Annotated in this window: 21 protein-coding genes and 1 tRNA gene; 8 read left to right on the plus strand and 14 right to left on the minus strand. The window is 73.0% G+C overall.

The genetic code is table 11. The features are described 5' to 3' along the window. Nucleotides 1-255: 255 nt before the first annotated feature. Entirely contained in the window at nucleotides 256-1,338 is a 1,083-nt protein-coding gene (locus IE269_RS18240) for an LLM class flavin-dependent oxidoreductase (RefSeq protein ID WP_189824061.1), read from the plus strand. On the opposite strand, the gene IE269_RS18245 is transcribed toward IE269_RS18240, so the two are convergent. Then, nucleotides 1,335-3,191 (minus strand): putative bifunctional diguanylate cyclase/phosphodiesterase, encoded by a 1,857-nt coding sequence (locus IE269_RS18245; RefSeq protein WP_229897912.1) that lies wholly within the window; start codon nucleotides 3,189-3,191, stop codon nucleotides 1,335-1,337. The two genes, IE269_RS18240 and IE269_RS18245, sit on opposite strands and share 4 nt — an antisense overlap. A 453-nt stretch (nucleotides 3,192-3,644) precedes the next feature. On the opposite strand from IE269_RS18245, the gene IE269_RS18250 reads away from it, so the two are divergent. Next, the gene (locus IE269_RS18250) at nucleotides 3,645-4,940 is read left to right on the plus strand and encodes a M6 family metalloprotease domain-containing protein (protein WP_438817581.1); all 1,296 of its coding nucleotides are present in this window, start codon (nucleotides 3,645-3,647) and stop codon (nucleotides 4,938-4,940) included. 63 nt (nucleotides 4,941-5,003) lie between these two features. Here IE269_RS18250 and IE269_RS18255 read toward each other — a convergent pair. The 6 genes from IE269_RS18255 to IE269_RS18280 form a co-directional block, all read right to left on the minus strand. Beyond that, nucleotides 5,004-5,077: transfer RNA gene (locus IE269_RS18255), tRNA-Lys, on the minus strand. Continuing rightward, entirely contained in the window at nucleotides 5,068-5,628 is a 561-nt protein-coding gene (locus IE269_RS18260) for a bifunctional DNA primase/polymerase (RefSeq protein ID WP_189824062.1), read from the minus strand. The genes IE269_RS18255 and IE269_RS18260 overlap by 10 nt, the downstream gene beginning before the upstream one ends. A 140-nt stretch (nucleotides 5,629-5,768) precedes the next feature. Further along, nucleotides 5,769-6,110, minus strand: coding sequence for a hypothetical protein (locus IE269_RS18265; RefSeq protein WP_189824063.1), 342 nt, complete (start codon nucleotides 6,108-6,110; stop codon nucleotides 5,769-5,771). A 372-nt stretch (nucleotides 6,111-6,482) separates the two neighbouring features. Beyond that, nucleotides 6,483-7,832, minus strand: coding sequence for an AAA family ATPase (locus tag IE269_RS18270; protein WP_189824294.1), 1,350 nt, complete (start codon nucleotides 7,830-7,832; stop codon nucleotides 6,483-6,485). 386 nt (nucleotides 7,833-8,218) lie between these two features. Beyond that, nucleotides 8,219-9,826: a hypothetical protein gene (locus IE269_RS18275; protein ID WP_189824064.1), complete on the minus strand. Its 1,608-nt coding sequence runs from the start codon at nucleotides 9,824-9,826 to the stop codon at nucleotides 8,219-8,221. A 146-nt stretch (nucleotides 9,827-9,972) separates the two neighbouring features. Then, complete coding sequence (locus IE269_RS18280; protein ID WP_189824065.1) at nucleotides 9,973-11,133, minus strand: hypothetical protein; 1,161 nt, start codon at nucleotides 11,131-11,133, stop codon at nucleotides 9,973-9,975. 139 nt (nucleotides 11,134-11,272) lie between these two features. Here IE269_RS18280 and IE269_RS18285 point away from each other — a divergent pair, with 139 nt between their 5' ends. Next, entirely contained in the window at nucleotides 11,273-11,875 is a 603-nt protein-coding gene (locus IE269_RS18285; protein ID WP_189824066.1) for a histidine phosphatase family protein, read from the plus strand. An 11-nt stretch (nucleotides 11,876-11,886) separates the two neighbouring features. Here the strand turns inward: IE269_RS18285 and IE269_RS18290 are convergent, their stop codons facing one another. After that, a complete protein-coding gene (locus IE269_RS18290) occupies nucleotides 11,887-13,344 on the minus strand; it encodes an NsdA family TPR-like regulatory protein (RefSeq protein ID WP_189824067.1) in 1,458 nt (485 codons plus the stop codon). Nucleotides 13,345-13,610: 266 nt separating this feature from the next. Here IE269_RS18290 and IE269_RS18295 point away from each other — a divergent pair, with 266 nt between their 5' ends. After that, complete coding sequence (locus IE269_RS18295; protein WP_189824068.1) at nucleotides 13,611-14,144, plus strand: hypothetical protein; 534 nt, start codon at nucleotides 13,611-13,613, stop codon at nucleotides 14,142-14,144. 67 nt (nucleotides 14,145-14,211) lie between these two features. After that, complete coding sequence (locus IE269_RS18300) at nucleotides 14,212-15,072, plus strand: spermidine synthase (protein WP_229897936.1); 861 nt, start codon at nucleotides 14,212-14,214, stop codon at nucleotides 15,070-15,072. A 67-nt stretch (nucleotides 15,073-15,139) separates the two neighbouring features. On the opposite strand, the gene IE269_RS18305 is transcribed toward IE269_RS18300, so the two are convergent. Further along, nucleotides 15,140-15,664: a hypothetical protein gene (locus IE269_RS18305; RefSeq protein WP_189824070.1), complete on the minus strand. Its 525-nt coding sequence runs from the start codon at nucleotides 15,662-15,664 to the stop codon at nucleotides 15,140-15,142. A gap of 124 nt (nucleotides 15,665-15,788) precedes the next feature. Here IE269_RS18305 and IE269_RS18310 point away from each other — a divergent pair, with 124 nt between their 5' ends. From IE269_RS18310 to IE269_RS18320, 3 genes are all read left to right on the plus strand, one after another. After that, the gene (locus IE269_RS18310; RefSeq protein WP_189824071.1) at nucleotides 15,789-16,478 is read left to right on the plus strand and encodes a response regulator transcription factor; all 690 of its coding nucleotides are present in this window, start codon (nucleotides 15,789-15,791) and stop codon (nucleotides 16,476-16,478) included. Then, on the plus strand, nucleotides 16,475-17,899 hold the full coding sequence (locus IE269_RS18315) for a HAMP domain-containing sensor histidine kinase (RefSeq protein ID WP_189824072.1): 1,425 nt from the start codon (nucleotides 16,475-16,477) through the stop codon (nucleotides 17,897-17,899). The genes IE269_RS18310 and IE269_RS18315 overlap by 4 nt, the downstream gene beginning before the upstream one ends. Before the next feature lie 86 nt (nucleotides 17,900-17,985). Then, entirely contained in the window at nucleotides 17,986-18,852 is an 867-nt protein-coding gene (locus tag IE269_RS18320) for an alpha/beta fold hydrolase (protein ID WP_189824073.1), read from the plus strand. Here IE269_RS18320 and IE269_RS18325 read toward each other — a convergent pair. The 5 genes from IE269_RS18325 to IE269_RS18345 all read right to left on the minus strand — a co-directional run bounded on the left by IE269_RS18325 (nucleotide 18,842) and on the right by IE269_RS18345 (nucleotide 24,759). Beyond that, nucleotides 18,842-19,954, minus strand: coding sequence for a hypothetical protein (locus IE269_RS18325; RefSeq protein ID WP_189824074.1), 1,113 nt, complete (start codon nucleotides 19,952-19,954; stop codon nucleotides 18,842-18,844). The two genes, IE269_RS18320 and IE269_RS18325, sit on opposite strands and share 11 nt — an antisense overlap. Before the next feature lie 31 nt (nucleotides 19,955-19,985). Further along, nucleotides 19,986-21,401, minus strand: coding sequence for a GH1 family beta-glucosidase (locus IE269_RS18330; RefSeq protein WP_189824075.1), 1,416 nt, complete (start codon nucleotides 21,399-21,401; stop codon nucleotides 19,986-19,988). A gap of 45 nt (nucleotides 21,402-21,446) precedes the next feature. Next, complete coding sequence (locus IE269_RS18335; protein WP_189824076.1) at nucleotides 21,447-22,349, minus strand: carbohydrate ABC transporter permease; 903 nt, start codon at nucleotides 22,347-22,349, stop codon at nucleotides 21,447-21,449. Further along, nucleotides 22,349-23,347 carry a carbohydrate ABC transporter permease gene (locus tag IE269_RS18340; RefSeq protein ID WP_189824077.1) on the minus strand — a complete coding sequence of 333 codons (999 nt, stop codon included), beginning with the start codon at nucleotides 23,345-23,347 and terminating at the stop codon, nucleotides 22,349-22,351. Before IE269_RS18340 ends, IE269_RS18335 begins: the two co-directional genes overlap by 1 nt. Before the next feature lie 65 nt (nucleotides 23,348-23,412). Continuing rightward, entirely contained in the window at nucleotides 23,413-24,759 is a 1,347-nt protein-coding gene (locus IE269_RS18345; protein WP_189824078.1) for an ABC transporter substrate-binding protein, read from the minus strand. Nucleotides 24,760-24,788 lie beyond the last annotated feature (29 nt).

A 24,788-nucleotide genomic window follows, 5' to 3' on the forward strand; every position in this document is an offset into this window, starting at 1 on the left:
CGGTGACCCTCGTCCCCTTGGGCGGCGGGGCCGCCCCCCCGGGGGCGGGACGGGCGGGCAAGGGGGCGGTACGCCCGATCCGGGCCCACCCGGACACCGGCCCCTGCCCGCACCTTCCGACACCGGCCCGCCCCTTACCGGCCCGAGGGCCCGCACCCCCCGAGCACCGGCCCGCCCCCGAGGGGGAATATCCGGAGCCCCCCTCCTGTTGGCCCCAGGACGACGCACGCATCGCACCCCGCAGGAGGAACCCCGGTGGAAACCGCCCCCCACCCCGTCCGCGCCACCGCAAAGGGCTCCGCCCCCACCCCCCTCTCCGTCCTCGACCTCGCCACCGTCGGCGTCGGCAGCACCCCCACCGCCTCCCTCCGTACCAGCGTCGAGATCGCCAAGCTTGCCGAGTCCCGCGGATTCCACCGGTACTGGGTCGCCGAGCACCACTCCATGCCCGGCGTCGCCAGCTCCTCCCCGGCCGTGATCCTGGCCCACCTCGCCGCCCACACGGACCGCATCCGCCTCGGTTCGGGCGGCGTCATGCTGCCCAACCACGCCCCGCTCGTCATCGCCGAGCAGTTCGGGACGCTGGAGGCGATGGCCCCGGGACGGGTCGACCTCGGTCTGGGCCGGGCCCCCGGCACCGACGGCGCCACCGCCGCCGCCCTGCGCCGCACCGAGAACCTCCACGAGGGGGCGGACGAATTCCCCCGCCAGCTGGCCGAGCTGACCCGGTTCCTGACCGACGACTTCCCCGACGGCCACCCGTACTCCCGCATTCACGCCGTCCCCGGCCCCGTGCAGGGGCACAGCAACACCCCGCAGATCTGGCTCCTCGGCAGCTCCGGCTTCAGCGCCCGCCTCGCCGGCACCCTCGGCCTGCCCTTCGCCTTCGCGCACCATTTCTCCGCGCAGAACACCATCCCCGCCCTCGACCTCTACCGCGAGTCCTTCCGCCCCTCGGAGGCACTGGACGCCCCGTACGCGGTGATCGGCGTCTCCGCCCTCGCCACGGAGGACGAGAACGAGGCCCGGCGGCAGGTCCTCACCGGCGCGCTCAACATGCTGCGGCTGCGCACCGGCAGGCCCGGACTGATCCCGACGCCGGACGAGGCGGCGGCGTACCAATTCGGCCCGGTGGAGCGGGAGTTCGTCGACTCCTGGCTCGGGAACGTCATCCACGGCACCCCCGACGCCGTCCGTACCGGGCTCGACGACCTCGCCAAGCGCACCGGCGCCGACGAGCTGATGCTCACCGCCAACGCCCACACGGGCGCGGTCCGGGTCCGCTCGTACGAACTGATCGCCGACGCCTACGGTCTGCCCACGAGCGGCACCAACTAGCCGCGCGCCACGAGCAGTTCGGCGATCCGCTCCGGCGCGGCAGGGCGCGAGTACAGCCAGCCCTGGCCCGTGTCGCAGCCGATGCTGCGCAGCCGCGCCGCCTGGCCAGCCGTCTCCACGCACTCCGCGGTGACGGTGAGGCCCAGGCGGTGCGCGAGCTGCACCAGGGCCTCGACGATCGTCTCGTCGGCGGGGTTGGGGTGCGCCTCGTCCTGGAAGCCCCGGACGAAGGAGCCGTCCAGCTTGAGGACGGACACCGGCAGGCGGCTCAGGTAGGCGAGGTTCGAGTAGCCCGTGCCGAAGTCGTCGATGGCGATGAGCACGCCCATGTCGCTCAGCGCCTGGAGGGCCTGGAGCGGGCGGCCCGCCGAGCCCATCACGGCCGATTCCGTCAACTCCAGCTGGAGCAGGCTGGGTTGCAGGCCCGTCTCCTCCAAGATCTCCGCCACGTCCGCCACCAGGTCCGAGTCCCAGACCTGCCGCACCGCCACGTTCACGGACACGAACAGCGGCTCCGCGTCCGGGTGGTCGAGCTGCCACTGCCGCGCCTGGCGGCAGGCCGTGCGCAGCACCCATCGGCCCAGGTGGACGATGGATCCGTCCTCTTCCGCAATTCCGATGAACCGATTCGGCGCAAGCGTCCCGAACTGCGGATGCCGCCACCGCACCAGCGCCTCCACACCCCGTACGAGCCCGCCCTCCAAGTCCACCAACGGCTGGTACTCCAGGACGAATTCACCCCGCTCCAGCGCCGGGCGCAGCGTCGACGACAGGGCCTGCCGAGTCATCCGGTGCGCGTTGCGCTCGGGGTCGAAGAGCGTCCACCGCCCCTTCCCGTCCGCCTTCGCCCAGTACAGCGTCGTGTCCGCCGCCTGCATCAGCCCGGTCGCCGTCGTGCCCACCGCGGGCCGCTCCACCACCCCGATCGACGCCGACACCGACAGACGCTGCCCGGCCAGGTCGAAGGGCTGCTGGAGCGCCGTCAGGACCGTCTGCGCCAGATCGCTCAGCTGATCGGTCCCCGTCGAGTCCTCCACCAGCAGCGCGAACTCGTCGCCGCCGAGCCGGGCCACCAGATGGCCGCCCCCGGGCCCGTACCCGCTCTGCTCCGCACACCGCGTCAGCCGCGTCGCGACCGCCGTCAGCAGCCGGTCGCCGACCCGGTGGCCCAGCGTGTCGTTGACCGCCTTGAACCCGTCCAGGTCCAGATAGCAGAGCCCGATCCGCCCGGTCCCGCCGCGTTCGTACGTGGACGCCTCCAGCGCGGCCGTCAGCCGCTCGAAGAACAGCGCCCGGTTGGGCAGCCGGGTCACCGGGTCGTGCATCTGGAGGTGCCGCAGGCGCGCCTGGAGCTCCCGCCAGTCGCTGATGTCGGAGACCGACAGCAGGACGTTCTCACTGTCGGGTACGGGGGCCAGCGCGACCTCCACCCACAGGGCGTGGCCGTCGTGGTGCTTGAGCCGGCGCGTGCAGCGGAACCGGGAGCGGCGGCCGCCCAGGATCTCCCGGTACGCGTGCCAGGTGCGGGCGTCCGAGGCGAGGTCCACCAACTCGGCGGCCTCCGTCCCGGCCAGCTGCGCCGGGTCCGCGCCGAGCAGCGCGCCGAGCGCGGCGTTCGCGGCGACGACCGTCCCGCCGGGGGTGACCAGCGCCATCGCGAGCTGCGCGGCCCGGAAGGCGGCCCGGTAGGAGCGGGCCCCGGCGTCGTCACGCGGATGCGGCTCGACGGGGAGGCCGGGTTCGGCGGGGAGGCCGGGCAGCCCCACCGGCACGCCCCCTCCCTCACTCTCCGTGACGAACGAGGGGGCGGAGGGGGCGAGGTCGGGGCCGGACTCTTCGGGGATTCCGCTCACCGTGTGCTCCCGCAGGGCGATTGAGTCGTACAGGTGTCGTCGCGTGATGTCGGGGGTCCTGATGTCGGCGTTCCTGTGGGGACGAGTCGGAGGGGACCGGAGGGATCGGCGGGGGATCGGGGGAGGAATCCGCTGCCCTGGAGCGGATTCCGCGCGGGAAAGTGTGCCGATCATAGAGGCTGGCGCGACAGCCGATCCAGCTCCGTCACTGCTGAATCCCGCTCCGGTACGGGCCCGGCGCCCGCCCCGCGCACTCCGGACGATCGTTTCTGCACGGGTGTGCCTTGACCTGCCGCTCTCCTGACCGCTTGTGACTTTCCGTGAGGACTCGGGGTGTCGCCGCAGGTTGCCCCGGGCACCCGAGTGGCGCACTGGAACAGGGCAGACCCCTCCAAAACCCCACATTGTGGGTGAGGTGTTCCGAATTCCGCTGCGGAGGGCCCGGAGGTCGATGTGCAGGACGAGTTGACGCCCGGCGCAGGCGAGGGCTCCGGGGCGGGTGCGGGCGTCCGGGGAGGTGCGGGCGACTGGTCGCGGTTCCGGCTGCGCAGCTCGGCCGCACTGCTGACCGCGCTGGCCGCACTCGCCGCCACCGGTCTGATCGCCGGGCCGGCCGCCGCCGCCGACCAGCCGGCCGGGCGGTGCGCCCTGCCCCGCACCTCCGCCCACCACTCCCTCGGCGTCGACACCTGGAACGAGAGCTACCCCCGCCCCGCCGAGGCCCTCGACGCGGTGATGATCTTCCTGTCCTTCCCGGACTCCGACCCCCTCCTCACCCCCGACGAACTGGCCTCCGACCACTTCCCCGCCACCAGCGACTTCTTCCGCCGCGCCTCGTACGGCCGGTTCGACCTCCGGCCGCACCCGTTGCTGGACTGGGTGCGGATGCCGGCCGACTCCACCTCGTACGCGATACAGCGGGACTGGAGCGCCGAACGCCGCACCGCCTACCTGCGGGACGCGGTCGCCGCGGCCGACGCCCGGGTCGACTTCTCGAAGTACGACGTCGTCTACCTGGTCGCCGACCCGGACGCCCCCGGCGTCGACTCCGACGCGACGAAGGTGGTCAACTTCGACACCCCGCTGCGCGCCGACGACACCGACATCCGCCGCATCGTCACCGTCTTCGAGAACCACCCCCCGGACCGCAACGTCCTCGCCCACGAGACCGGCCACGTCTTCGACCTGCCCGACCTCTATCACCGTCCCTCCGACGGCAAGGGCGACTGGGACACCCACGTCGGCGACTGGGACCTCATGGGCAGCCAGTTCGGTCTTGCCCCCGACCCCTTCGGCTGGCACAAGTGGAAGCTGGGCTGGCTCGACGCCGACCAGGTGCACTGCGTCCCCTGGGGCACCACCAGCCGCTTCACCCTGGACCCGCTGTCCGCCCCGCCCCCCGCCGGCGGCCAGCGCGGCAACGCACGCCTGGCGGTCGTCCGTACGGGAGAGAACACCGTCCTCGCCATCGAGGCCCGCGGCAGCACCGGAAACGACCGCGGTGCCTGCTCCGAGGGCGTCCTGATCTACCGGGTGCGCAACGGCACCGCGTCCGGCGGCGGCCCCATCGAGGTCGTCGACACCCACCCCCGCACCGAGGCCTGCTGGGACGGCTCCGTCTACCCGCCGCTCGCGGACGCGCCGCTGGACGTGGGCGAGACGTTCACGGTGGTGAAGGAGGGGGCGAAGGTGGAGGTGGCCGACCGGACGGGCTCGGGCGGCTGGACGGTGCAGGTCACGACGGGCTGAGCGGGTGTCCGTACGGGCACGAAAAAGTCCCCCGAGCCGAAGCGCGGGGGACTTTTCTGTCGGTGCGCCGCCAGGGACTCGAACCCCGGACCCGCTGATTAAGAGTCAGCTGCTCTAACCAACTGAGCTAGCGGCGCCTGCTGACGTCGTAGACATTAGCACCCTGATCGGCGGGAGGAAAAATCGATAACCGCGAGGCCCGCACACAGGCCCAGAACAGCACCTCCGGACCCGGCAGCCAGGGGTGCCGCACATCCGGCGCGACCACCCAGCGCGGCCCCTGGTCACTGCCCGGCCGCAGCGCGGGCACGGTGACGGCGTCGCCCGCCCCGTGGCACAGCAGCGGCGGCACGGCGTCCGCCCGGTGCTCCCACTCCAGCAGGGCGGGCAGCCGCTGGGCGGTCCCCGGGGAGGCGAAGAGCAGCATCCGGCCCCGCTGCCCGGCCACCGGCCCGGACCCGGGCCCCTCCGCCCACAGGGCGTCCAGCATCCGCCGCCCGAAGACCGCGGGCACGTTCACCACGTCGAAAACGCTCCCGCAGGGCAGTACGGCCGGGGCGCCGGGCCGGGTCTCCCAGGTGGACAGGGTGCTGCGCGGGTACGCCGACGCGGACACGAGCCAGGCGGCCCCGGCGCTGGTCACGCGGTCGAGGGGCGGGGAGACGGGGGCGGGGGCGTGAGTGGTCATGCCTCCAGGTGTACTGGCGGTAAGCACTCGGCTTCCACCAGTTACCGGAAACGGGGACAGGGGGCGGGCGGGAGGCGTATCTTGCCCGCCCGCACAAGGCGCTGGCATATGCCCCGCACGCGTGTTCGCCCTCGGTGGGCCTACTTCGCGGGTCCGTCCCGCAGCAGCCCCCGCCCGAACTCCACCATCTTCGCCGCGTAGTCCTCGGTCCACCCCGCCCGCTCGGCGATGTCCCCCACCACCAGCCGGTCGAACCGCTTCGGGTCCGCGAGCTGGGCCGCCGCGACCGCCTGGAACTCCACCGCCCGGTCCGTCGCGGCCCGGAACGCGTGCGTCAGCTCGGTGGCCCGGGCCAGCAGTTCCTTGGGGTCCTCGATCGACTCCAGGTCGAAGAAGTGCTCGGGGTCGGCGGCCGCCTCCGCAGGCTCGAAGAGCAGCGGTGCGGGGCGCAGCTGCCGCTCGGTCCGCTCGGTTTCCGCCATGTGCTTCCTCCCAATTCAGGCCGCCCAGGGGTCGGACGGCCACCCTCCATTGTCCGGACGCGCGCAAGTACGCCTCAGGGGGTCCAGCGCACCCGGTGCTCGCCCAGGTGTGCCAGCACCGAGTGATTCGCCTCCCACCCATCAGGGCTGCATTCCTTGGCCGCCTCCGGCGGCGTGCCGGACTCCGTCCGGCGGTCACCGTCACGGCGTGCGGCTGCTCTCCTCACGGGGTCCATCGCACGCGGTGCTCGCCCAGGTGTGCCAGCACCGAGTGATTCGCCTCCCACCCATCGGGGCTGCATTCCTTGGCCGCCTCCGGCGGCGTGCCGGACTCCGTCCGGCGGTCACCGTCACGGCGTGCGGCTGGTCCCCTCACGGGGTCCATCGCACGCGGTGCTCGCCCAGGTGTGCCAGCACCGAGTGATTCGCCTCCCACCCATCAGGAAACTTCACGGTCACCCCCAGCTGCACCGGCTCCGTCGACGGGTGTTCGTCCAGGAGGTCCGTCACGCCCTCGCGGCACACCACGATGCACGCGTGCCGGTGCCGGGAGGCCAGGACGCACAGGCGGCCCGTCTCCAGGTGGAAGGCCGTCGCGTCCGGGCGGCCCGAGAGGGGGTGCAGGACGACCGTGACGTCGAACTCCCGCCCCTGGAGCCGGTTCGCGGTGTCGACCGCGACCCCCGTCACCCCGACCCGGGCGAGTGCGGCCCGTACCGCCGCCGCCTGGTCGCGGTGCGCGGTGCCGACCGCGACGCGGTCCGCGGTGAGCGGGGTGGGCGTCTGGGAGCGCTCGCTGAGCGCGGCCCCGCCCCGGTCGAGCAGCCGGCGTACGACCTGGGCGAGAGCCCCCACCGCCTCGGGGTCCGTGCGCGGGGTGTGCCGGGCGGGCAGCTCGAGCAGCCCCCACCCGGAGTGCGCCGCCTCGTCGACCACCCGGTCCACCGCCGACCCGTCCGACGCCACCCCGAAGGTGAGCTTCCGGTCGTCCGGACCCGTACCGCTGCGGAAGGGCGTGTACGGGTAGAACGCGTCCGAGACCAGCGGCGCCGCCGAGGCGGGCAGCCGCCAGGACACCGGCAGCCGGTGCTGCGGCAGCTCCGGGTTGTGCGCGAGGAGCGTGGAGACCGCGCTCGCGGACGGGTCGTACGACAGCCCCGCCCACTGCTCGGCCCCCACGATCGAGAACGGGTCGAGCTGCCCCGGGTCGCCCACGAACAGCGCCCGCTCGAAGAGGCTCGCCACGGCCAGCAGCGCGTCGGACCGCATCTGGTACGCCTCGTCGACGATCGCGTGCCGCCACGGCTCGACGCCCTTGACGTGCGCCCACTTCGCCGCCGTGGAGATCACCACGTCAAGACCCGCCAGATCCGCCGCCTTCGCGGACTTCTTCACCTGCGCAAGGTCGTCCAGCGCCTTGTCGTACGGATCGGGATCGGAGCTGTGCAACCGCCCCACCGGCAACCCGGGCCGCTTCTCGGCGAGCCGCAGCACCAGATCGTCGACCTGGGCATTGGTCTGCGCCACGACCATCAACGGCCGCCCGGCATCGGCCAGTTCGAGCGCGGCACGCACCACGAGCGTGGACTTCCCCGCCCCGGGCGGCGAGTCGACGACCACACCCCGATGGGTCCCGTGCAGGGTGTCGTGCAGGATCGCACCGGTGGCCCGCGCGGCCTCGGCCCCGGGGTCGAACGAGGCTCGGTCGAAGGAGTCGGGCAAGTGATTCACGGCTGTTCCTCGGAAGCTACGGGGCTGAACGAAACGGTACGGAGGCGGAGCGCCCCTTCAGGGGCGCGGGGCTGTGCCGATCTGCGGCTCCGCCGCGCGGGCGCGACCGGCTTGCTTGGCCGTGCCCCTTCAGGGGCGCGGGGAACTGCGCGCCCAGCCACGACACACCCGCACGGAACCCTCCAACTGCCCCGCAGGGTTTAGGTGGAGGGGCGGGGCTGGGGACCCCTTGCCCGAGCCGGGCGAACCCGCACGCTCCGACCCCGGGCCCGCCGGCCCACCCCCTGGCCGACCCGCGCACCCGGCACGGGGCGGGCCCACGCACCCGGCACGGGGCCGGCCCGCCCACCCGGCACCGGACGCACCCGCCCACCCGCTCACAGCAGATCCTCCGGCGTCACCGGATCCGGCCGCTCCGGCAGAAGCACCCCGTCCGGCGCCGCATCCGGAGGCCCCCCATGGGTCCACGGCGTCTCCTCCGGGTCGGGCAACTGCGCCCCACCCCGCGGCTCATGCTCGAACAGCGTCCAGCAGATCCGGTCCCCGACCTCCGGCACGGACCCCGGCGCCGGCTCCTTGCTGCGCCCCATCCCGTTGACGACCCGCAGCACGAGCCGCCCCCCGCCCACCCGCTCCACGAACTCCGCACTCTGGGACTTTCCGTCCACGGACCGGTGCACCTTCTCGCCCCCGCCGAGCTGCGGCAGATCGTCGGTGGTGACCGTCACCAGCGGCCGGGGGCTCGGCCGCTTCCCCTCGCTCCAGGCCATCTCCACGTCCACCACCTCGCTCACGAACGCCTCCCCGGCCAGTCGCCGCGTCGCCATCACCAGCGGGTCGTCCAGCGCCTCCTGGGCCTCCAGCCTGGCCTGCTCGGTCTCCCGGGAGGCCAGCTTCTGGGCGGCGCCCACCGCACTGTCCTGCCGGGGCTGCGGCGGCTCACCGGCACGCACCCGGTCCCGGTGCGAGGTGTACGACCACCGGTCGCGCGTCCAGCGCTCGCCCGCCCGCACCCCCTCGGGCAGCTTCCGCATCACGTCCAGCGCCTGCCACACCGCGTCCCACGTCGGCCGCATCTGCGCGGCCAGCAGCTCCCGGATGCGGCGCTCGGCAGCCGTCAGTTCGCCGAACCGCTCGTCGGCGGTCTCCCCGTCCTCGGCGGCGGCCAGCCGCTGCCGGGCCAGGTCGTAGGCGTCGATGGCGGGGGCGAGCAGCGCATTGTCGAAGGCGGGATCGGTGGCGGGCCCGGCCGGCGGACAGACGAGCTGCCCCGCCGCGTCCCGCCCGCTCTCCGCCCGCAGCGCCGCCTCGGCCCCGCTCTCCGCCCCCACCGGCGGATCGATCCACGCCAGCAGCGCCCCCAGGTGCTGATCCTCCAGGTTGCTCTGCCCGGTGGCCCAGTGCCGGGCGAGGAGATCGGTGGCGGACAGCAGCAGCGAAGCCCCCGGAACGCGGGCCCGCTCCCCGTAGTGCGTCAGCCAGCGCCCGAGCAGCGGAATGTGCGGCGGGGCGGGATACGGGGTGTCCGGGTCCTGCTCAGCGGTACGCCGGAACCGCATCGACCGCCCGAGCAGCCGCACATACGCGATGCCCGCCCGGCTCGGCACGACGATCTGCGGCGCATCACGGCACAGCTCGACCTCCACCTTGACCCGCTTCTTGGTCTCGGGGTCGGTCTCGTTGCGCTCCGCGGGCTCGACGTCGTCGGCGTACGAGTCCAGATACGGCAGTACGGCCTCCGCCAGCTCGGCGAGGAACGCGAACCGCAGGTCCCGGTCGCGGGGCTGCGGCACGACGAGCAGCCGGGGGCTGTCCCGGTCGGTGCCGACGAGCGCCCCGAGGGGGGCACCGGCCTCACCGGCGGTGGTCAACGGGACGACGACCATGGGCCGCTCCGACAGATGCCGGTGCCGGACGGTGGCGAGCGGCTGCGCCCGGCCGCTGCGGGTGGCTTCCAGCCGGGCGAGGGTGTGGATGAGGGACATGGGGGTGCGGTGCCTGGTTCCTAGTCGGTTACGGAAAAGGGGACGGGCGGAAAAGGGACGGGCGGAAAAGGGACGGGCAAAGGGGAAGGGGGCGGCCCCGCCGCCCAAGAAGAACAAACAGTGCGGAGGGCCCCCGAGCGGCACCGTCACACCCCCGCCCCCCTCAGCGCCTCGGCCCGCAGCGCCGCCGCCCTCCGCAGCGCCGCGACCGTCGGGTCGGAGGGGTCCCCGGCCCGCCCCTCCGCCGCATCCAGCACCTCCGAGACCGTGGTCAGCCCGCCCAGCTCCCCCCGGACCCCCCGACCCAGCGCCTCCACCGCCCCGGAAGTCCGCGCCCGCCCCCGGCAGTGGAACGCCAGCTCGCACGCCGACAGGCACTCGGGGGCATAGGCGGCCCCCACCGCCTCGACCGCCGCCACCAGCTCCGACGGCTCGCACGACGGGTCGAAGGTGGTCCCCGGCGGAAGGGCGGACGCCAGCTCCGCCACCCCCCGCATCCGCTTCAACTGCCGCACCGTCACCGCCCGTTGCTTGCGGACGTCGACCATCGACCCGGTCGGCAGGTTCGAGAAGTCCTTCGGGCACACCAGCAGCACGCTCCTGCCGACCTCCGCCCCGGCCACCTGCTCCGCGACCCGCTCCAGCGCCAGTACGTACACCGCGGCCTGCCGGGCGGCGGCCCCCACCTTCGCCGGGTCCGCCGAACCGTCCAGCATCGGGAAGGACTTGATCTCCACGACCGTCCACCGCCCGTCCGGATGGACGACCACCGCGTCCGGCTCCAGGTAGGCGGGCGTGCCCGCCACCTCCAGCGCCAGCATCGGGTGGTCCAGCAGCGTCCACGCCTTCTCCGCCGTCGCCTCCCGCAGTGCCAGCGCGGTCCGCGCCGTCCGCCCCTCGGGTCCCGCCGCCGACACGTCGGGCGTGCGGGCCGCCGCCGGGTCCTCGACACCCAGCAGCCGCAGCAGTTCCGTACCGCCGTCGGACTTCACCCGCGCCTCGAAGGCGTTCCCGCGCATGAAGGCGAACTGCGACTGCCCGTACGACATCGAGGACCCCAACGCCTGTGCCAGCACCGCCTTGTTCACCCCCGCCCCGTCCAGCAGCGCCCGCCGCTCGCACCCCGGGTTCGCCGCGAGCGCCGCCAGCGCGCGGGCGTCCATGGGGTGCGGTGCGACGGCCGGGCCTCTCAGCTCGGCAAGCCGCTGACGTACGGGAACGGCAGCCGCACCGGAAGCCGGAACGGCCGTTTCACGACGTGCGTGCGGAGGCTGGGGATCGGGTCCGCTGCCCAGGGTTGCGTTCACCCTCGGAAGTCTCCCACCCACCACTGACAACACCCCCGCATCCGCCTTTTCACCCCGTGAGCGATGATGGAACAGGCCGGTCCCATTCCGGACCGTACGCCGTAAAAGGCCCGTAAGTCGCACCCAGGGAGATATCGCCATGGCACCCCGCATCCTGCTGGCCCGGCACGGTCAGACGGAGTGGTCGCTGTCCGGCAAGCACACCGGCCGGACCGACATCCCGCTCCTCGACGAGGGCCGCCACGGCGCGAAGGTGCTCGGCGAGCGACTGCACCGCGCCCCCTGGAACGGCCTCCCGGACGTCGAGGTCCGCACCAGCCCCCTGCTGCGCGCCGCCGAGACCTGCGAGATCGCCGGCTTCGGCGACCGGGCGCAGAACTGGGACGCGCTCATGGAGTGGGACTACGGCGCCTATGAGGGCCTGACCCCGGCCGAGATCCATGCCCACAAGCCCGGCTGGATGATCTGGCGCGACGGCGCCCCGGACGGCGAGACCCTCGCCGACGTCACCGCCCGCGTGGACGCGGTGATCGAGTGGGCCCGCTCCGCCGACCGCGACGTCCTGGTCTTCGCCCACGGTCACGTCCTGCGCTCGCTGGGCGCCCGCTGGCTGGGCCTGGGCATCGGCTTCGGCGCGCACATCCGCCTCGACCCGACCTCGCTGTCCGTCCTCGGCTGGGCGTACGGCGAACCGGCCGTCGAGCGGTGGAACGACACCGGCCACCTGGACGCCCAGCGCTGAGTTCGCGCAGGTCAGATCCGGCGCACCGTGTTCGCGTGCCGGGTCAGGAAGGCCCCGATCACCGGGGACCTGCGATGCGGCAGCAGCGTACGGATCGTCTGCGCCAGCATCGTGTGGACGCGGGAGGACTGGACCTGTTCCAGCAGGTCCAGCACCCGCTGGCCAACGGCCGCCGCCTCGTCCGGCACCCCGGACCTGGCCAGGTCGTCGGCCAGCTCCGCGCTGTAGAGCGCCAGGTTGCGGGTGAAGTGCGGGTCCTGGAGGGCGGCCGCCCGGTGCGCGAACCGGGCAGCCCTGCGCCAGTCGCCCAGCGCCGACCAGCACTGCGCCTCCAGCCCGGCCAGCTCGGCGGGCCCGAAGAAGCTCATCCACTCCGGGTCGTTCTCCGAAGCCCCGCACTGGAACAGCGACTTCGCCCGTACGAGCGCCTCCACGCAGCCCGTACGATCCCCGAGCGCCGCCCAGCCCGCCGCCTCCCGCAGCGTCAGCAGCGACAGCAGCCGCATCGAGCCGAGCCCGCGCGCCGCCTGCAACCCGGCCTGCGCCGCCCGCAGCGCCTCCCGGGGCCGCCCCGCGTCCCTGGCCAGGAACGACGTGTTGCAGAACGCGTGCGCCTCCAGAGCCGGATCGCCGGCCACCCGGGCCGTGGCGAGGGCCTCCGCGTAGTGCGAGCGGGCCTCCTCGAAGCGGCCCGAGTCGTGCGCCAACCAGCCGACGGACAGGGCGAGTTCACCGGTCCCCGCGTGCAGCCGGTCCGACACCGTGCGGCGCACGGTGCCCGCGTCGAGCAGGGCGTACGCCGCCTGGAGGGGCTTGGCCGCGTGCCGGTAGAGGGCGTCGGCGCCGTGCCGGTCGTCCAGCAGGCGGATCTGCCGCACCGCCTCCTCGACGGCGGCGGCCTCGGACGTGCCCGCCCGGGCGGGGCCGCCGCCGGAGTCCGCCCAGGCCTGGTCGAGCGGGCCGAGGGCCCCCAGTGGTCCGAAGGCGGCGGTGGTCGCCACCGCGGCGGACCCGTGCGAAATGAATGCGCGACGCAGCACGTCGCTCTCCTCGTCGGTATGGGACAGGTGGGGTGTGCGCGCACCGGGCACCGCCGGGGCCGCGGCGGGCGTACCGGAGTGCGGCAAGGGCGTGTTCACACCCCCGCGCGCCCCTCGTCCGCGTACCGCCTCCCGGGCCGTGAACCCCAGGTCCGTCAGTGTCAGACCCGGGAACATGTGCAGGAACACCCGCTCGTACGCATAGTTCGGGCAGCGGATCTCGCCCGCCTCCACCCGTCCGATGTACCGGGCGTCGCACGCCACCTGCTCGCCGATCTCGCGGGCCGCGCGCCGCACCGCCGCGGCGAATTCCCCGGGTGAACGGTGTCCCCGCAGGGCCCGGAAGACGAGGTTGGGTTCACCCCGTCGGGGGTGGGCCCCGGGGCGGGCGGATGCGGAAGGCCGATGATTCGCTGGTGACGACGCCATGGCCAAGCCCTCTCTGGCGGATGGTGCTGTGGTGCTCTCCGGGACGGATGCGCACACCCCGGACGGGGCATGAACGTACCGGCTGTGACGGCGTCGCCACGCGGAGTTTGCCTACAAACCGGATATCTCATCCACGATCTGCCATGAACTGCCATCCTTTGCGGCGGCGCGTTGCCGTAGCCGTTGACGCCGTCGCCGCGTTGACAGGGAACGGAGGGGGTGCGGCTCCCTCTCGAACGAGGAGGGTTCCCTTGTTGGAGGCCGGCATGGAGACCGCTGTTTCGGGCGCAGAGGGATGCGAGGGGCGTGCGGGTGCCTCGCACGCGACGGCGCAGCACTGGCCGAGCCCCCAGTCCAGCGCGGCTCCCGAGGCCCCTGAGGCGCCCGAGGCCTTCGAGGCTTCCGAGGCCTTCGAGGACGAGCCGCTCGACCTGGTCACCGTGCCCGCGCGGCAGGGGCTGGAGGCGGTGGACATCCTGCGCAGGGCGGCGTCTGTGTCCGGGGCGGTGGGGCCCGTCCTGCACGACGGGCCGTGCGACACGGTCGGCTTCCTGGTCCCGCCGGGTACGGCGGACGGGTGGGACATGCCGGGCAGCGCGTGTACGCAGACGCTGGGGCGGGGGGTGTCCTTCGACATTCCGGCGCCGGGGGCTCCGGAGCCGGAGCCGGAGCCGCCCGTCACGGGGACGGGGTGGCTTCTTCCGCCGACGGACACGGTTCCGGTCACTGATCCGACGGCTCTTCGGCGTGCGCTCGGGGAGGCGGCGCGGCTCATCGAAGCGGCGGATCGCTGTCGCTGAGCGTTCGGGCCCAAAGGGCGCGTCACCTGGCGGTACGGCTGATACTGGGGCCGTGGCCAAGAAGAACATTCCGAAGTCCCGGGTGCGGGCAGTCGCGCCCGAGGCCCTCGTCGAGACCGTGGACGGCGGGCTCGCCGAGCTCATACCCGACCGGGACCGGCCCCGCGCCTGGACCCTGCTCCTGGACGGTGCCCCGCAGTCCCACGTCGATCTCGACGACCCCACCCACCTCGACTTCGCCTACCAGCGCCGCCTCGGCCACATCGTCGACCTGATCGCCCCGGCCAAGCAGCCCCTCCAGGTCCTCCACCTCGGTGGCGGCGCCTTCACGATGGCGCGGTACGTCGCCGCCACCCGGCCCCGCTCCACCCAGCAGGTCGTGGAGATCGACGTGCCGCTGGCCCAACTGGTCCGCAAGCACCTCCCGTTGGATCCGAACGCGCGGATCCGGGTGCGGGGGGTCGACGCGCGGGAAGGGCTCGGGAAGGTTCCGGACGGGTGGGCGGACCTGGTGGTCGCCGACGTCTTCAGTGGGGCGCGGACGCCCGCGCACCTCACGAGCAGAGAGTTCCTGGGGGAGGTGCGGAGGGTGCTCAAGCCGGGTGGGCACTACGCCGCGAACCTGGCCGACGGGCCGCCGCTGGCGCATCTCCGGGGGCAGATCGCCACCGCCGCGGCCGTCTTCCCGCAGCTCGCGCTCGCCGCCGATCCCGCCGTGCTGCGGGGCAAGCGGTTCGGGAACGCGGTGCTGCTCGCCTCCGAGCTGGCGCTGCCGGTCGCCGAGTGGACCCGGCGGGTGGCCACCGACCCCCACCCGGGGCGGGTCGAGCACGGGCGGGACCTGGCCGACTTCACCGGCGGGGCCGTGCCCGTCGTGGACGCGAGCGCCCAGCCCTCACCCGTACCGCCGTCGTCCGTCTTCAAGTGAGAGTGACGAAGCGGGGCTCCTGAGGCGGACGTCAAGCCTCCGGTGGTGCGCAACCACCCCCATACGGCTAGGACTTGGTGATCTCCACCAGCGGCGGATGATCGTGCCACGAGCAGAACACCGTCAGCCGGGCCGCCCCCGCCGTGTACTCCACCCGGATCCAGGACGGGTCCTTCCACACCTGCATCGCCCATCCCGCGTTCGGGACCGCCGACACCAGCTTCGCCGAGTCCTCGCCCATCGAGAACACCACCCGGCCCGCATCCGTGTTCACCGGCTTCAGGCGGCCCGTGGCGGCAGGGGGCGGCGGCTTCTCCGGCTGCCGGTCGGGGGTGGCCGTGCGGCGCTCCGGGGGCCGGGACGGCGGCCGCTTGGTGGCGGGCGGCTCCGAGGGGCGGTGCGTGGAGGAGGACTGCGGGGTCGCCACTTCGGCGAGGCTGCCGCGCTCGGGGGCGGCGCTCGGAATGGGCAGGGCGCGCGGCGGGTCGTACACCGTTCCCGACATCACCGTGTGCACGCCCCACCACGACAGGGTGACCGCGGCACCGGTGGCCAGCAGCCAGGCCCCGGTGTGTATGAGTCCTCGTCGCATCCGTGCCATCCTGCACCACGCGTCACCCGGCCGTGTCAGGGGGCGTCGCAGCCGGGTCACGAGCGGGTCGCGGCTGCCGTCCCTGGGGGCGTCCGGCGCACCCCGATGGCGTACGGTGCGGCCCATGGCAAGTGTGCTCGTGGTCGAGGACGACCAGTTCGTACGCTCCGCCCTCATCCGGCATCTGACCGAGGCGTCCCACACCGTGCGGAGCGTCGGTACGGCCCTGGAGGCGTTGCGCGAGGTCGCTCATTTCCGCTTCGACGTGGTCGTACTGGACCTCGGACTGCCCGACCTGGACGGGGCCGAAGCGCTCAAGATGCTGCGCTCGATCACCGACGTACCGGTGATCATCGCGACCGCGCGGGACGACGAGGCCGAGATCGTACGGCTGTTGAACGACGGCGCGGACGACTACCTGACGAAACCTTTCTCAGTCGAGCACCTGTCCGCCCGCATGGCCGCCGTCCTGCGCAGGTCCCGGTCCACCGCGAGCGCCGAGCCCGCGCCCAGCGTGATCCGGGTCGGCGCTCTCGCCATCGACCCGCTCCGGCGGCAGGCCGAGCTGGACGGCGTACGACTGGACCTGACCCGGCGCGAGTTCGACCTGCTGACCTTCCTCGCCGGACGGCCCGGGGTGGTCGTGCCGCGCAAGGAACTCCTCGCCGAGGTCTGGCAGCAGAGCTACGGCGACGACCAGACTATTGACGTGCATCTGTCGTGGTTGCGTCGCAAGTTGGGTGAAACCGCCGCCAATCCCCGCTATCTGCACACCCTTCGGGGTGTGGGCGTCAAGCTGGAGCCCCCCGCGTGAGGTGGGCCCTGGTGAAGGTCTGCCTCGCCGTCACCGCCATGGTCGTGGTCGCCTTCGCGGTGCCGCTGGGGCTGGTGATCCGGGAGATGGCGGGCGACCGCGCCATCTCGGGTGCCGAGCGGCAGGCGGCGTCCATCGGCCCGACCCTGTCCATCACCACCGACCGCGAGCCGCTGGAACGCGCGATGGCCATCACCGAACCCGGCAGCAAGGGCTGGATGGCCCTGCACATACCGGAGGTGAAGGAGGCGGGCCGCACGGTGCGCCCCGCGCTGGAGATCGGCACGAGCCGCTCCACCGCGAAGGACATCGCCTCCACCCGCCGCATCGGCCGCGCCTACACCGCGCAGGTGCCGGGCGGCTCCGTCCTCCTCCAGCCGACCGCCCTGGCCAGCGGCAGCATCGCCGTCGTCGAGGTCTTCGTCCCGGAGTCGGACGTCAGCAACGGCGTCGCGACCGCCTGGCTGGTGCTCGCCGGGGTCGGTCTCGCGCTGATCGTCGGGTCCGTGGCGGTCGCGGACCGGCTCGGTGTACGGATGGTCCAGCCCGCCCAGCGGCTCGCGGGCGCGGCACAGGACCTGGGGGAGGGGAAGCTGGGCGCGCGGGTCCCGGAGGAGGGCCCGACCGAACTCAAGTCGGCCGCCGTCGCCTTCAACTCCATGGCCGACCAGGTCGTACAACTCCTGGAGAACGAAAGGGAGTTGGCGGCCGACCTCTCGCACCGGCTGCGCACCCCCCTCACCGTGCTGCGGCTGAACGCGGCCTCCCTCGGCGACGGCCCCGCGGCCGACCAGACCCGGGCCGCCGTCGAGCAGCTGGAGCGCGAGGTCGACACCATCATCCGCACCGCCCGCGAACACCGCCCGCAGACCCTGCCGGCGGGGGCGGGCGCGGGCTGCGACGTCTCCGAAGTCATCCGGGAACGGATGGAGTTCTGGTCGGCGCTCGCGGAGGACGAGGGCCGGGAGGTGCGGCTCGCGGGCGTGGACCGTCCGGTACGCATCCCCGTCGCGCGCCCCGAACTGGCGGCGGCCCTGGACGCCCTCCTCGGCAACATCTTCCGGCACACCCCCGAGGGCACCCCCTTCTCCCTGGACGTCCACAACGGCGACGACGCGGTCATCGTCCTGGTCTCGGACGCGGGCCCGGGGATAGCGGACCCCGAGGCCGCGCTCGCCCGCGGCAACAAGGGCGACCGGGCCGGCTCGACGGGCCTCGGCCTGGACATCGTCCGCCGGGTCGCGGAGTCCACCGGGGGCGACGTCCGGATAGGCCGCTCCGTCCTCGGCGGCACGGAGGTCCGCATCTGGCTCGCCCTGGACGCGGGCCGCGGCCCCCGCTCCTCCCGCCGCGCCCACCGGGTGGTCCGCCGCCCGTCCCGCCTGCGCCGCACCTCTCCGCAGCCCCGCCCCTTCCCCTGACCGGCCCCCACGGAATCCGCGCTTACCCCACCCCCACCCGGGCAGACGCCCCGTGTCCGCGCCCCACCACGCTCCCCGGAGTCCCCATGCCCGCCCCCTGGCTCCTGCCCCACACCCACCCCACCGCCTCGGGCGACGTGCGCTGGAACGTTCTCGGGGACCCCGGCGGTCCGCCCGTCGTCCTCCTGCACGGCACGCCCTTCTCCTCGTACGTCTGGCGGGCCGTCGCCCGCACCCTGGCCGCCCGCGGGCACCGCGTCTTCGTCTGGGACATGCCCGGGTACGGGCAGTCCGCCCAGTACGAGGGGCAGGACGTCTCGCTCGGCGCCCAGGGCCGGGTCTTCGCCGAACTGCTCGCCCACTGGGACCTGCCCGGACCGCCCGCCGTCGTCGCCCACGACTTCGGCGGCGCGACCGCGCTGCGCGCCCATCTCCTGCACGGCGCCGCCTACCGCAGGCTCGCCCTCGTCGACCCCGTCGCCCTCGCCCCCTGGGGCTCGCCCTTCTTCCGGCTCGTCCGCGAGAACGCCGACGTGTTCGCCCGGCTGCCGCCGCACCTGCACGCCGCCCTCGTCCGCGAGTACCTGGTGTCGGCGTCCTCGCCCGGACTCCACCCGGCCGTCGCCGAACAGCTCGCCGCCCCGTGGCTCGGGCCCGTCGGGCAAGGAGCGTTCTACCGGCAGATCGCCCAGGCCGACCAGCGCTGGACCGACGAGATCGAGCCCCGGTACGGGGAGCTCTCCCTCCCCGTCCGCATCCTGTGGGGCGAGGACGACACCTGGATCCCCCTGGAGCGCGGACAGGCCCTCGCCGCCCGCATCCCGGGAGCGTCCCTCGTGCCCGTACCGGGCGCGGGCCACCTCGTCCAGGAGGACGCCCCGGCCGAACTGGCCGGAGCGCTGCTGGAGTTCCTCACGGAGGACGGCGGAGGAGGCACGACGACTACGGCCTGAGCCGCGCCCGCTCCGCCAGCGCCCCCACCACCCACGGCGCGTCCCGCTTGTGCACGCCGAGCAGCACCGTCCGCCCGCCGTCCCGCAGCTCCACCACCCGCCCGTGCTTGCGCTCGCCCGCGTCGGCCGGGCAGTCCGGGTCGTCGTCGTTCCAGTGGCGTACGTGGACGAGCGCGAGCGAGGCGGGCAGCTCCTCGCGGCGGAACTTCCCCGTGGGGTCCACCGTGAACGCCAGCAGCCCGCCGGGACCCGCCACCAGGTGGGTGTGCCGGGGGAAACCGCCCGGACCGCTCCGGTCGCCCAGGAGCTGTACCGGGAAGGTCCGGTCGCGGTCGGGGTGTCTGGCTTCGACCGGCACCGGGCCGGTGGGCGGGGCCGGGCGCACGCGCAGCCAGAGGGCCATCAGGCCCCCGATCGGCACGGCCGCCGCCACCATCCACCCCGTCCAGCCCAGGACCTGTCCGACCGGGGCGCCGTCGAGGGCGAGCACACCCGCACAGATCCCCACCAGGACGAGCATCAGCGAGGGCACCTGCAAGGCCGTCAGGGTGCCCGGAACGCTGCCTTCCCGTGAGCCGCCCGGTGCGTGACGCAGCGCGTACAGGCCCAGCAGGAGGACACCCGCGCCGCAGAAGGCCAGCCCCAGGCCCACGGCCATGTCCATGCCGTGGGCCGTGCGCGGGTTGGCGGCGGTGAAGAGCGTCCGGGAGGTCCGGCCGTCCGCGCCGACGAGGTTGAGGTGGCGCACCTCGCCGCGCCAGCTCACCATCCGTACGTCGGTCCCCTTGGCGAGGGTGGCGCGCTGCCCCCGGTCCAGGCGGAACTCCTGGTTCCCGTTCTTGGCGGCGACCTCCACATACTGGCTGGGGGAGCGGCCGCTGCCCATCCAGGTGCGTTCCACGGTTCCGGGCCGCCCGCTCAGGCAGTCGCCCGACACCCCCGCCGGGCAGCCGGACGCAGCGTCGTACGCCCGCCCCTGAAGCACCTTCTGCGGCACCGCGACCCCCAGCAGCCACCCGGCCACCGCCAGGGCGACCAGGCTCAGGGCCACCGGGAGCAGGCGGCCGTACGGGAGGGACCGGGGGACATTTCGGGGCGTCACGCCTCCCCAGGGTACGGGGCCGCCCCAGGCGTCACTCCTGCCCCAACGGCGGCAGCACCCCCTCCCTCGCCACCTCCCCGTACCACCGCGCACTCGCCTTCGGCGTCCGCTTCTGGGTGGCGAAGTCCACGTGCACCGCCCCGAAGCGCTTGCCGTACCCGTACGCCCACTCGAAGTTGTCCATCAGCGACCACAGGAAATACCCGCGCACGTCCGCGCCGACCGCGACCGCCCGCCGCACCGCGTCCAGGTGCGCGTGCAGGTAGGCGATGCGCTCGGGGTCCTGGACCGTGCCGTCGGCCTCCGGCTTGTCGTCGTACGCCGCGCCGTTCTCGGTGACGTACAGGGGCACGCCGGGGGCGTCCTGCCCGTACTGGACGAGGAGTTCGTACAGGCCCGAGGGGTCGATCGACCAGCCCATCGCCGTCCGCTCGCCCGGCGGCTGGTGGAAGGCGACCGTGTCCGCGCCCGGCCAGGGGGAGTGGTCGCTGACGCCGTGGCCGTCGGTGCGCGGGACGTCGTCGCCGGGGGCGTGGGAGACGACGGCCGGGGTGTAGTAGTTGATGCCCAGCCAGTCCAGGCGCTGCTTGGACAGCTTCTCGTCGTCACGGCCGACGAACGACCAGTCGGTGAGGTGGGCGGTGTCCGCGAGGAGGTCTGGCGGGTACGCCCCGTGCAGCAGCGGGCCCGTGAAGACGCGGTTGGCGAGGGCGTCGATGCGGCGGGCCGCGTCCAGGTCCGCCGACGACGACGGATCCAGCGGGCGTACGACGCTGGGGTTCAGGCTGATGCCGATCTTCGCCTTCGCGGGGAGGCGGGAGCGCAGCGCCTGCGTGCCGAGGCCGTGCGCGAGGTTGAGGTGGTGGGCGGCCCGCAGGGCGGCCACCGGGTCCGTACGGCCGGGGGCGTGCACGCCCGACCCGTACCCCAGGAAGGCGCTGCACCAGGGCTCGTTGAGGGTGGTCCACAGCTCGACCCGGTCGTCCAGGGCCTCCGCCACCAGGTCCGCGTACTCCGCGAACCGGTACGCGGTGTCCCGCTCCGGCCAGCCGCCCGCGTCCTCCAGCTCCTGGGGGAGGTCCCAGTGGTAGAGGGTGAGCGCCGGGGTGATGCCGTGGTCGAGGAGGTCGTCGACGAGGGCGCGGTAGAAGTCCAGGCCGCGCTGGACGGCCGGGCCCCGGCCGGTCGGCTGGACGCGCGGCCAGGAGACCGAGAAGCGGTACGCGGTCAGGCCCAGGTCCGCCATCATCGCGACGTCCTCGGCCCGCCGGTGGTAGTGGTCGCAGGCCACGTCGCCGGTGTCGCCGTTCTCGGTGCGGCCGGGCGTGCGGGAGAAGGTGTCCCAAATGGAGGGGGTGCGTCCGCCTTCCCCGGCGGCCCCCTCCACCTGGTAGGCGGCGGTCGCGGACCCCCACAGGAAGCCGGGCGGAAAGCTGCCAGAAGACATGATTCAACTCCGGTGAAAGAAAAGGGTGTTGGTGCGGGAGGGAGGTCAGCCCTTGACCGCGCCCTGCATGATTCCGCCGACGATCTGCTTGCCGAACACCACGAACGCGATCAGCAGCGGCAGCGTCCCCAGCAACGCGCCCGCCATGATGACCGACTGGTCGGGGATGTACCCGCGCCCGAGCCCGGTCAACGCGACCTGCACGGTCGGGTTGCCGTTCTGGGTGAGCGCGATGATCGGCCAGAAGAAGTCGTTCCACGCCATGACGAAGGTGAGCATCCCCAGCACCGCCATCGCGGGCCGCGCCGCCGGGAACACCACGTGCCACATGATCCGCAGGCTGCTCGCCCCGTCGACCCGCGCCGCCTCGATCAGCTCGGTGGGCAGCGCCTCCATCAGGTACTGCCGCATGAAGAACACCCCGAAGGCGCCCACCAGCGTCGGCAGGATCACCGACTGCAGCTGATCGGTCCACGAGAGCTTGGCGACCATCATGTACAGCGGTACGACGCTGAGCTGCGGCGGCACCATCATCGTGCCGATCACCAGCAGCAGCAGTGCGTTCTTGAACTTGAACCGCAGCTTGGCGAAGGCGAACCCGGCGAACGTCGAGAACAAAACCGTCCCCGCCGCCACCGTGGTCGCCACCACCAGGGTGTTGAGCAGCGCCACGCCCATGTTGGCGTCGGTCCAGGCGATTTCCAGGTTCTTGAAGAGGTTCCCGCCGAACCAGAACGGCGGCGGTGTCTGCGCGAGCCGGGTGTTGTTGCGGGAGGCGGCGATCGCCGTCCACACCAGCGGGAACAGCGAGCCGACCGTGAACACGATCAGGATCGCGTACGTGATCCTCCCGCCGTGCCGCTGCTTGCCCGCCTTGCGCACCCCGCGCCCCGCCCGCCGCGCCTCGGCAGGGGGCGGGGGTTGCTTCCGTACCGTCAGAGTGCTCATCAGCCGCGCCCCTCCGCGCTCTTGGCCAGTCGGCGCGAGATCAGCCAGTTCACCAGCCCGATCAGCAGCAGGATCAGGAACATCGTCCAGGCGATGGCCGAGGCCCGCCCCAGGTGCAGGTTCACCCAGCCCTGCTCGTACAGGTAAAGCCCCAGCGTCTGGAACTGGTGCTCCGAGCCGCCGGTCGCCCCCGCACTGCCGCTGAACAGCAGCGGCTCGCCGAAGAGCTGGGTCGCGCCGATCGTCGAGACGACCACCGTGAACAGGATCGTCGGCCGCAGCGACGGGATCGTCACGTGCCGGAACTGCTGCCAGCGCGACGCCCCGTCCAGCTCCGCCGACTCGTACAGGTCGTGCGGGATGGCCTGCATGGCCGCCAGGTAGATCAGCGCGTTGTAGCCGGTCCACCGCCAGATGACGATCGTGGACACCGCGAGCTGCGAGGTCCAGGTCCCGTTCTGCCAGTCCACCGGGTCCAGGCCGACCGCCCCCAGCGCCCAGTTGATCATCCCGTAGTCGCGCCCGAAGAGGAGCACGAAGACCAGGGTCGCCGCCGCCACCGAGGTGGCGTACGGAGTCAGGGCGGCGACCCGGAAGAACGACGAACCGCGCAGCTTGAAGTTCAGCAGATGCGCGATGCCGAGCGCGATGAGCAGTTGCGGAACGGTCGACAGGAGCCCGATGGTGACCGTGTTCCTCAGCGCGTTCCAGAAGAACTCGTCGCTCATCAGCCGGCTGAAGTTCCGGAAGCCGACCCAGTTCATGTCGGTCGGCGCCGTCAGCTCCACCTGGTGGAGCGAGGCCCACCCGGTGTAGAGGAGCGGGAAGAGCCCGAAGGCCAGGAAGAAGACGAAGAACGGTGCCACGAAGGCGTACGGGCTGAACTTCACGTCCCAGCGGTGCCGCCTGCTGCGCCACCCCGACCGCACACCTTCCTTCCCCGCAGTCTCTTCCCCCGCCGGGGCGGCCGGGACGGACTCACTGCTCACGCTGCTCATCGGCGTACCCTCCCCGCTCGCCCGTCCGACCCGCCCGGCCCTTCAGTCCCACGTGTCCCACCCGCTCACTGGTCGAGTGCGTTGTCGATCGCCTTCACGGCCGCGTTCCAGCCATCCTCGGGCGACTTGCCCTTCTGGTCGACCTGGAGCATCCCGATGTCCGCCATATTGGTGTTGATCACCAGGTCCTTCGGGCCGAGGATCTGCACCGGCACCCCCTTCGCGGCAGCCGAGAAGATCTCCCCGATGGGCGCGCCCCCGAAGTACTCGTGCTTCGCCCCCGACACCACCGGGTCGGCGTACGCCGTCTGGGCGCTCGGGAAGCTGCCGCGCTTGGCGAACAGGGTGGCCTGCTGGGCCGGCGCGGTCAGCCAGGCGGCCAGCTTCGCGGCCTCCGCCTTGTTCTTCCCGGCCTCCGGGACGGTCAGGAAGGCTCCGCCCCAGTTGGAGGGCTTCGGCGCGGGGGCCACGTCCCACTTGCCCTTGCCCGCCGCTCCCGCCTTGTCCTGGATGTAGCCGAGCATCCACGGCGGGCAGGAGACGGTGGCGAACTGGCCGTTGGCGAAGCCCTGGTCCCAGCCCTTCTGGAACTGCTGGTGCTTGGCGCTCAGCCCGGCCGTCGCGGACTCGGCCGCGACGGCCCAGGCCTCCTTCACCGCCGGGTTCGACTTGTAGATGACCTTGCCGTCGGCGTCGTAGAACCGCTTCTCGTTGCCGCCCATCACCGCGGCCAGCAGCCCGGACGCCGAGTCCAGGAACTTCGTCCCGTCGGGCGCTTTCGCCTTGTACTGCTTGCCGACCTCCAGGTACTTCTTCCAGTCCCCGGCCCACAGCTTCCCGACCGCGGCCCGCTCGGTCGGCAGCCCGGCCTTCTGGAAGAGGTCCTTCCGGTAGCAGATCCCCATCGGCCCGACGTCCGTCCCGAGCCCGACCGTCTTGCCGTCCTTGCTCGTGCCCTGCGCCCACTTCCACGGCAGGAACGCGTCCTTCGTGACCCCCTGCACCTTCCCCAGGTCCATCAGCTTCGCGGACTGGGTCGCCGTGATCTCGGCGATGTTGTTGACCTCGACGGCCTGGATGTCGGAGAGCCCGCTGCCGCTGGTCAGGTGGTTCAGGAGTTGCGGGTAGTAGTTCTCGTTGCGCTCGATCGAGTTCTGCTCGATCACGACGTTCGGGTTGGCCTTCATGTACGCATCGAAGAGCCCGGCCTCCTTCATGCCGAAGGCCCCGAAGACCCCGACCTTCAGTACGGTCTTCCCCTTCTGCCCGGCCCCCGTGCCCCCGGTGGAGCCCCCGCCCGCCGGATCGTCCGACGCACAGCCGGACAGCAGGGCGCCGCAGAGGAGCGCGGCGGTGGCGGACAGCGCGACGGCGCTCTTCGAACGGGTCCTGCGCACAAGCTTGATCTGCATAGCGTCCTCCTGAAGCCCGATGGGTCAGG

It is taken from the genome of Streptomyces spiroverticillatus, assembly GCA_014650415.1.
Classification (GTDB): domain Bacteria; phylum Actinomycetota; class Actinomycetes; order Streptomycetales; family Streptomycetaceae; genus Streptomyces; species Streptomyces spiroverticillatus.

Bases quoted from the DNA above. Each gene is read 5' to 3' on its own strand.
- IE269_RS18340 (WP_189824077.1), bottom strand. From the start codon at position 23,347: ATGAGCAGCGTGAGCAGTGAGTCCGTCCCGGCCGCCCCGGCGGGGGAA.
- IE269_RS18260 (WP_189824062.1), bottom strand. From the start codon at position 5,628: ATGACCACTCACGCCCCCGCCCCCGTCTCCCCGCCCCTCGACCGCGTG.
- IE269_RS18285 (WP_189824066.1), top strand. From the start codon at position 11,273: ATGGCACCCCGCATCCTGCTGGCCCGGCACGGTCAGACGGAGTGGTCG.
- IE269_RS18320 (WP_189824073.1), top strand. From the start codon at position 17,986: ATGCCCGCCCCCTGGCTCCTGCCCCACACCCACCCCACCGCCTCGGGC.
- IE269_RS18290 (WP_189824067.1), bottom strand. From the start codon at position 13,344: ATGGCGTCGTCACCAGCGAATCATCGGCCTTCCGCATCCGCCCGCCCC.
- IE269_RS18330 (WP_189824075.1), bottom strand. From the start codon at position 21,401: ATGTCTTCTGGCAGCTTTCCGCCCGGCTTCCTGTGGGGGTCCGCGACC.
- IE269_RS18305 (WP_189824070.1), bottom strand. From the start codon at position 15,664: ATGCGACGAGGACTCATACACACCGGGGCCTGGCTGCTGGCCACCGGT.
- IE269_RS18295 (WP_189824068.1), top strand. From the start codon at position 13,611: ATGGAGACCGCTGTTTCGGGCGCAGAGGGATGCGAGGGGCGTGCGGGT.
- IE269_RS18275 (WP_189824064.1), bottom strand. From the start codon at position 9,826: ATGTCCCTCATCCACACCCTCGCCCGGCTGGAAGCCACCCGCAGCGGC.
- IE269_RS18335 (WP_189824076.1), bottom strand. From the start codon at position 22,349: ATGAGCACTCTGACGGTACGGAAGCAACCCCCGCCCCCTGCCGAGGCG.
- IE269_RS18265 (WP_189824063.1), bottom strand. From the start codon at position 6,110: ATGGCGGAAACCGAGCGGACCGAGCGGCAGCTGCGCCCCGCACCGCTG.
- IE269_RS18345 (WP_189824078.1), bottom strand. From the start codon at position 24,759: ATGCAGATCAAGCTTGTGCGCAGGACCCGTTCGAAGAGCGCCGTCGCG.
- IE269_RS18310 (WP_189824071.1), top strand. From the start codon at position 15,789: ATGGCAAGTGTGCTCGTGGTCGAGGACGACCAGTTCGTACGCTCCGCC.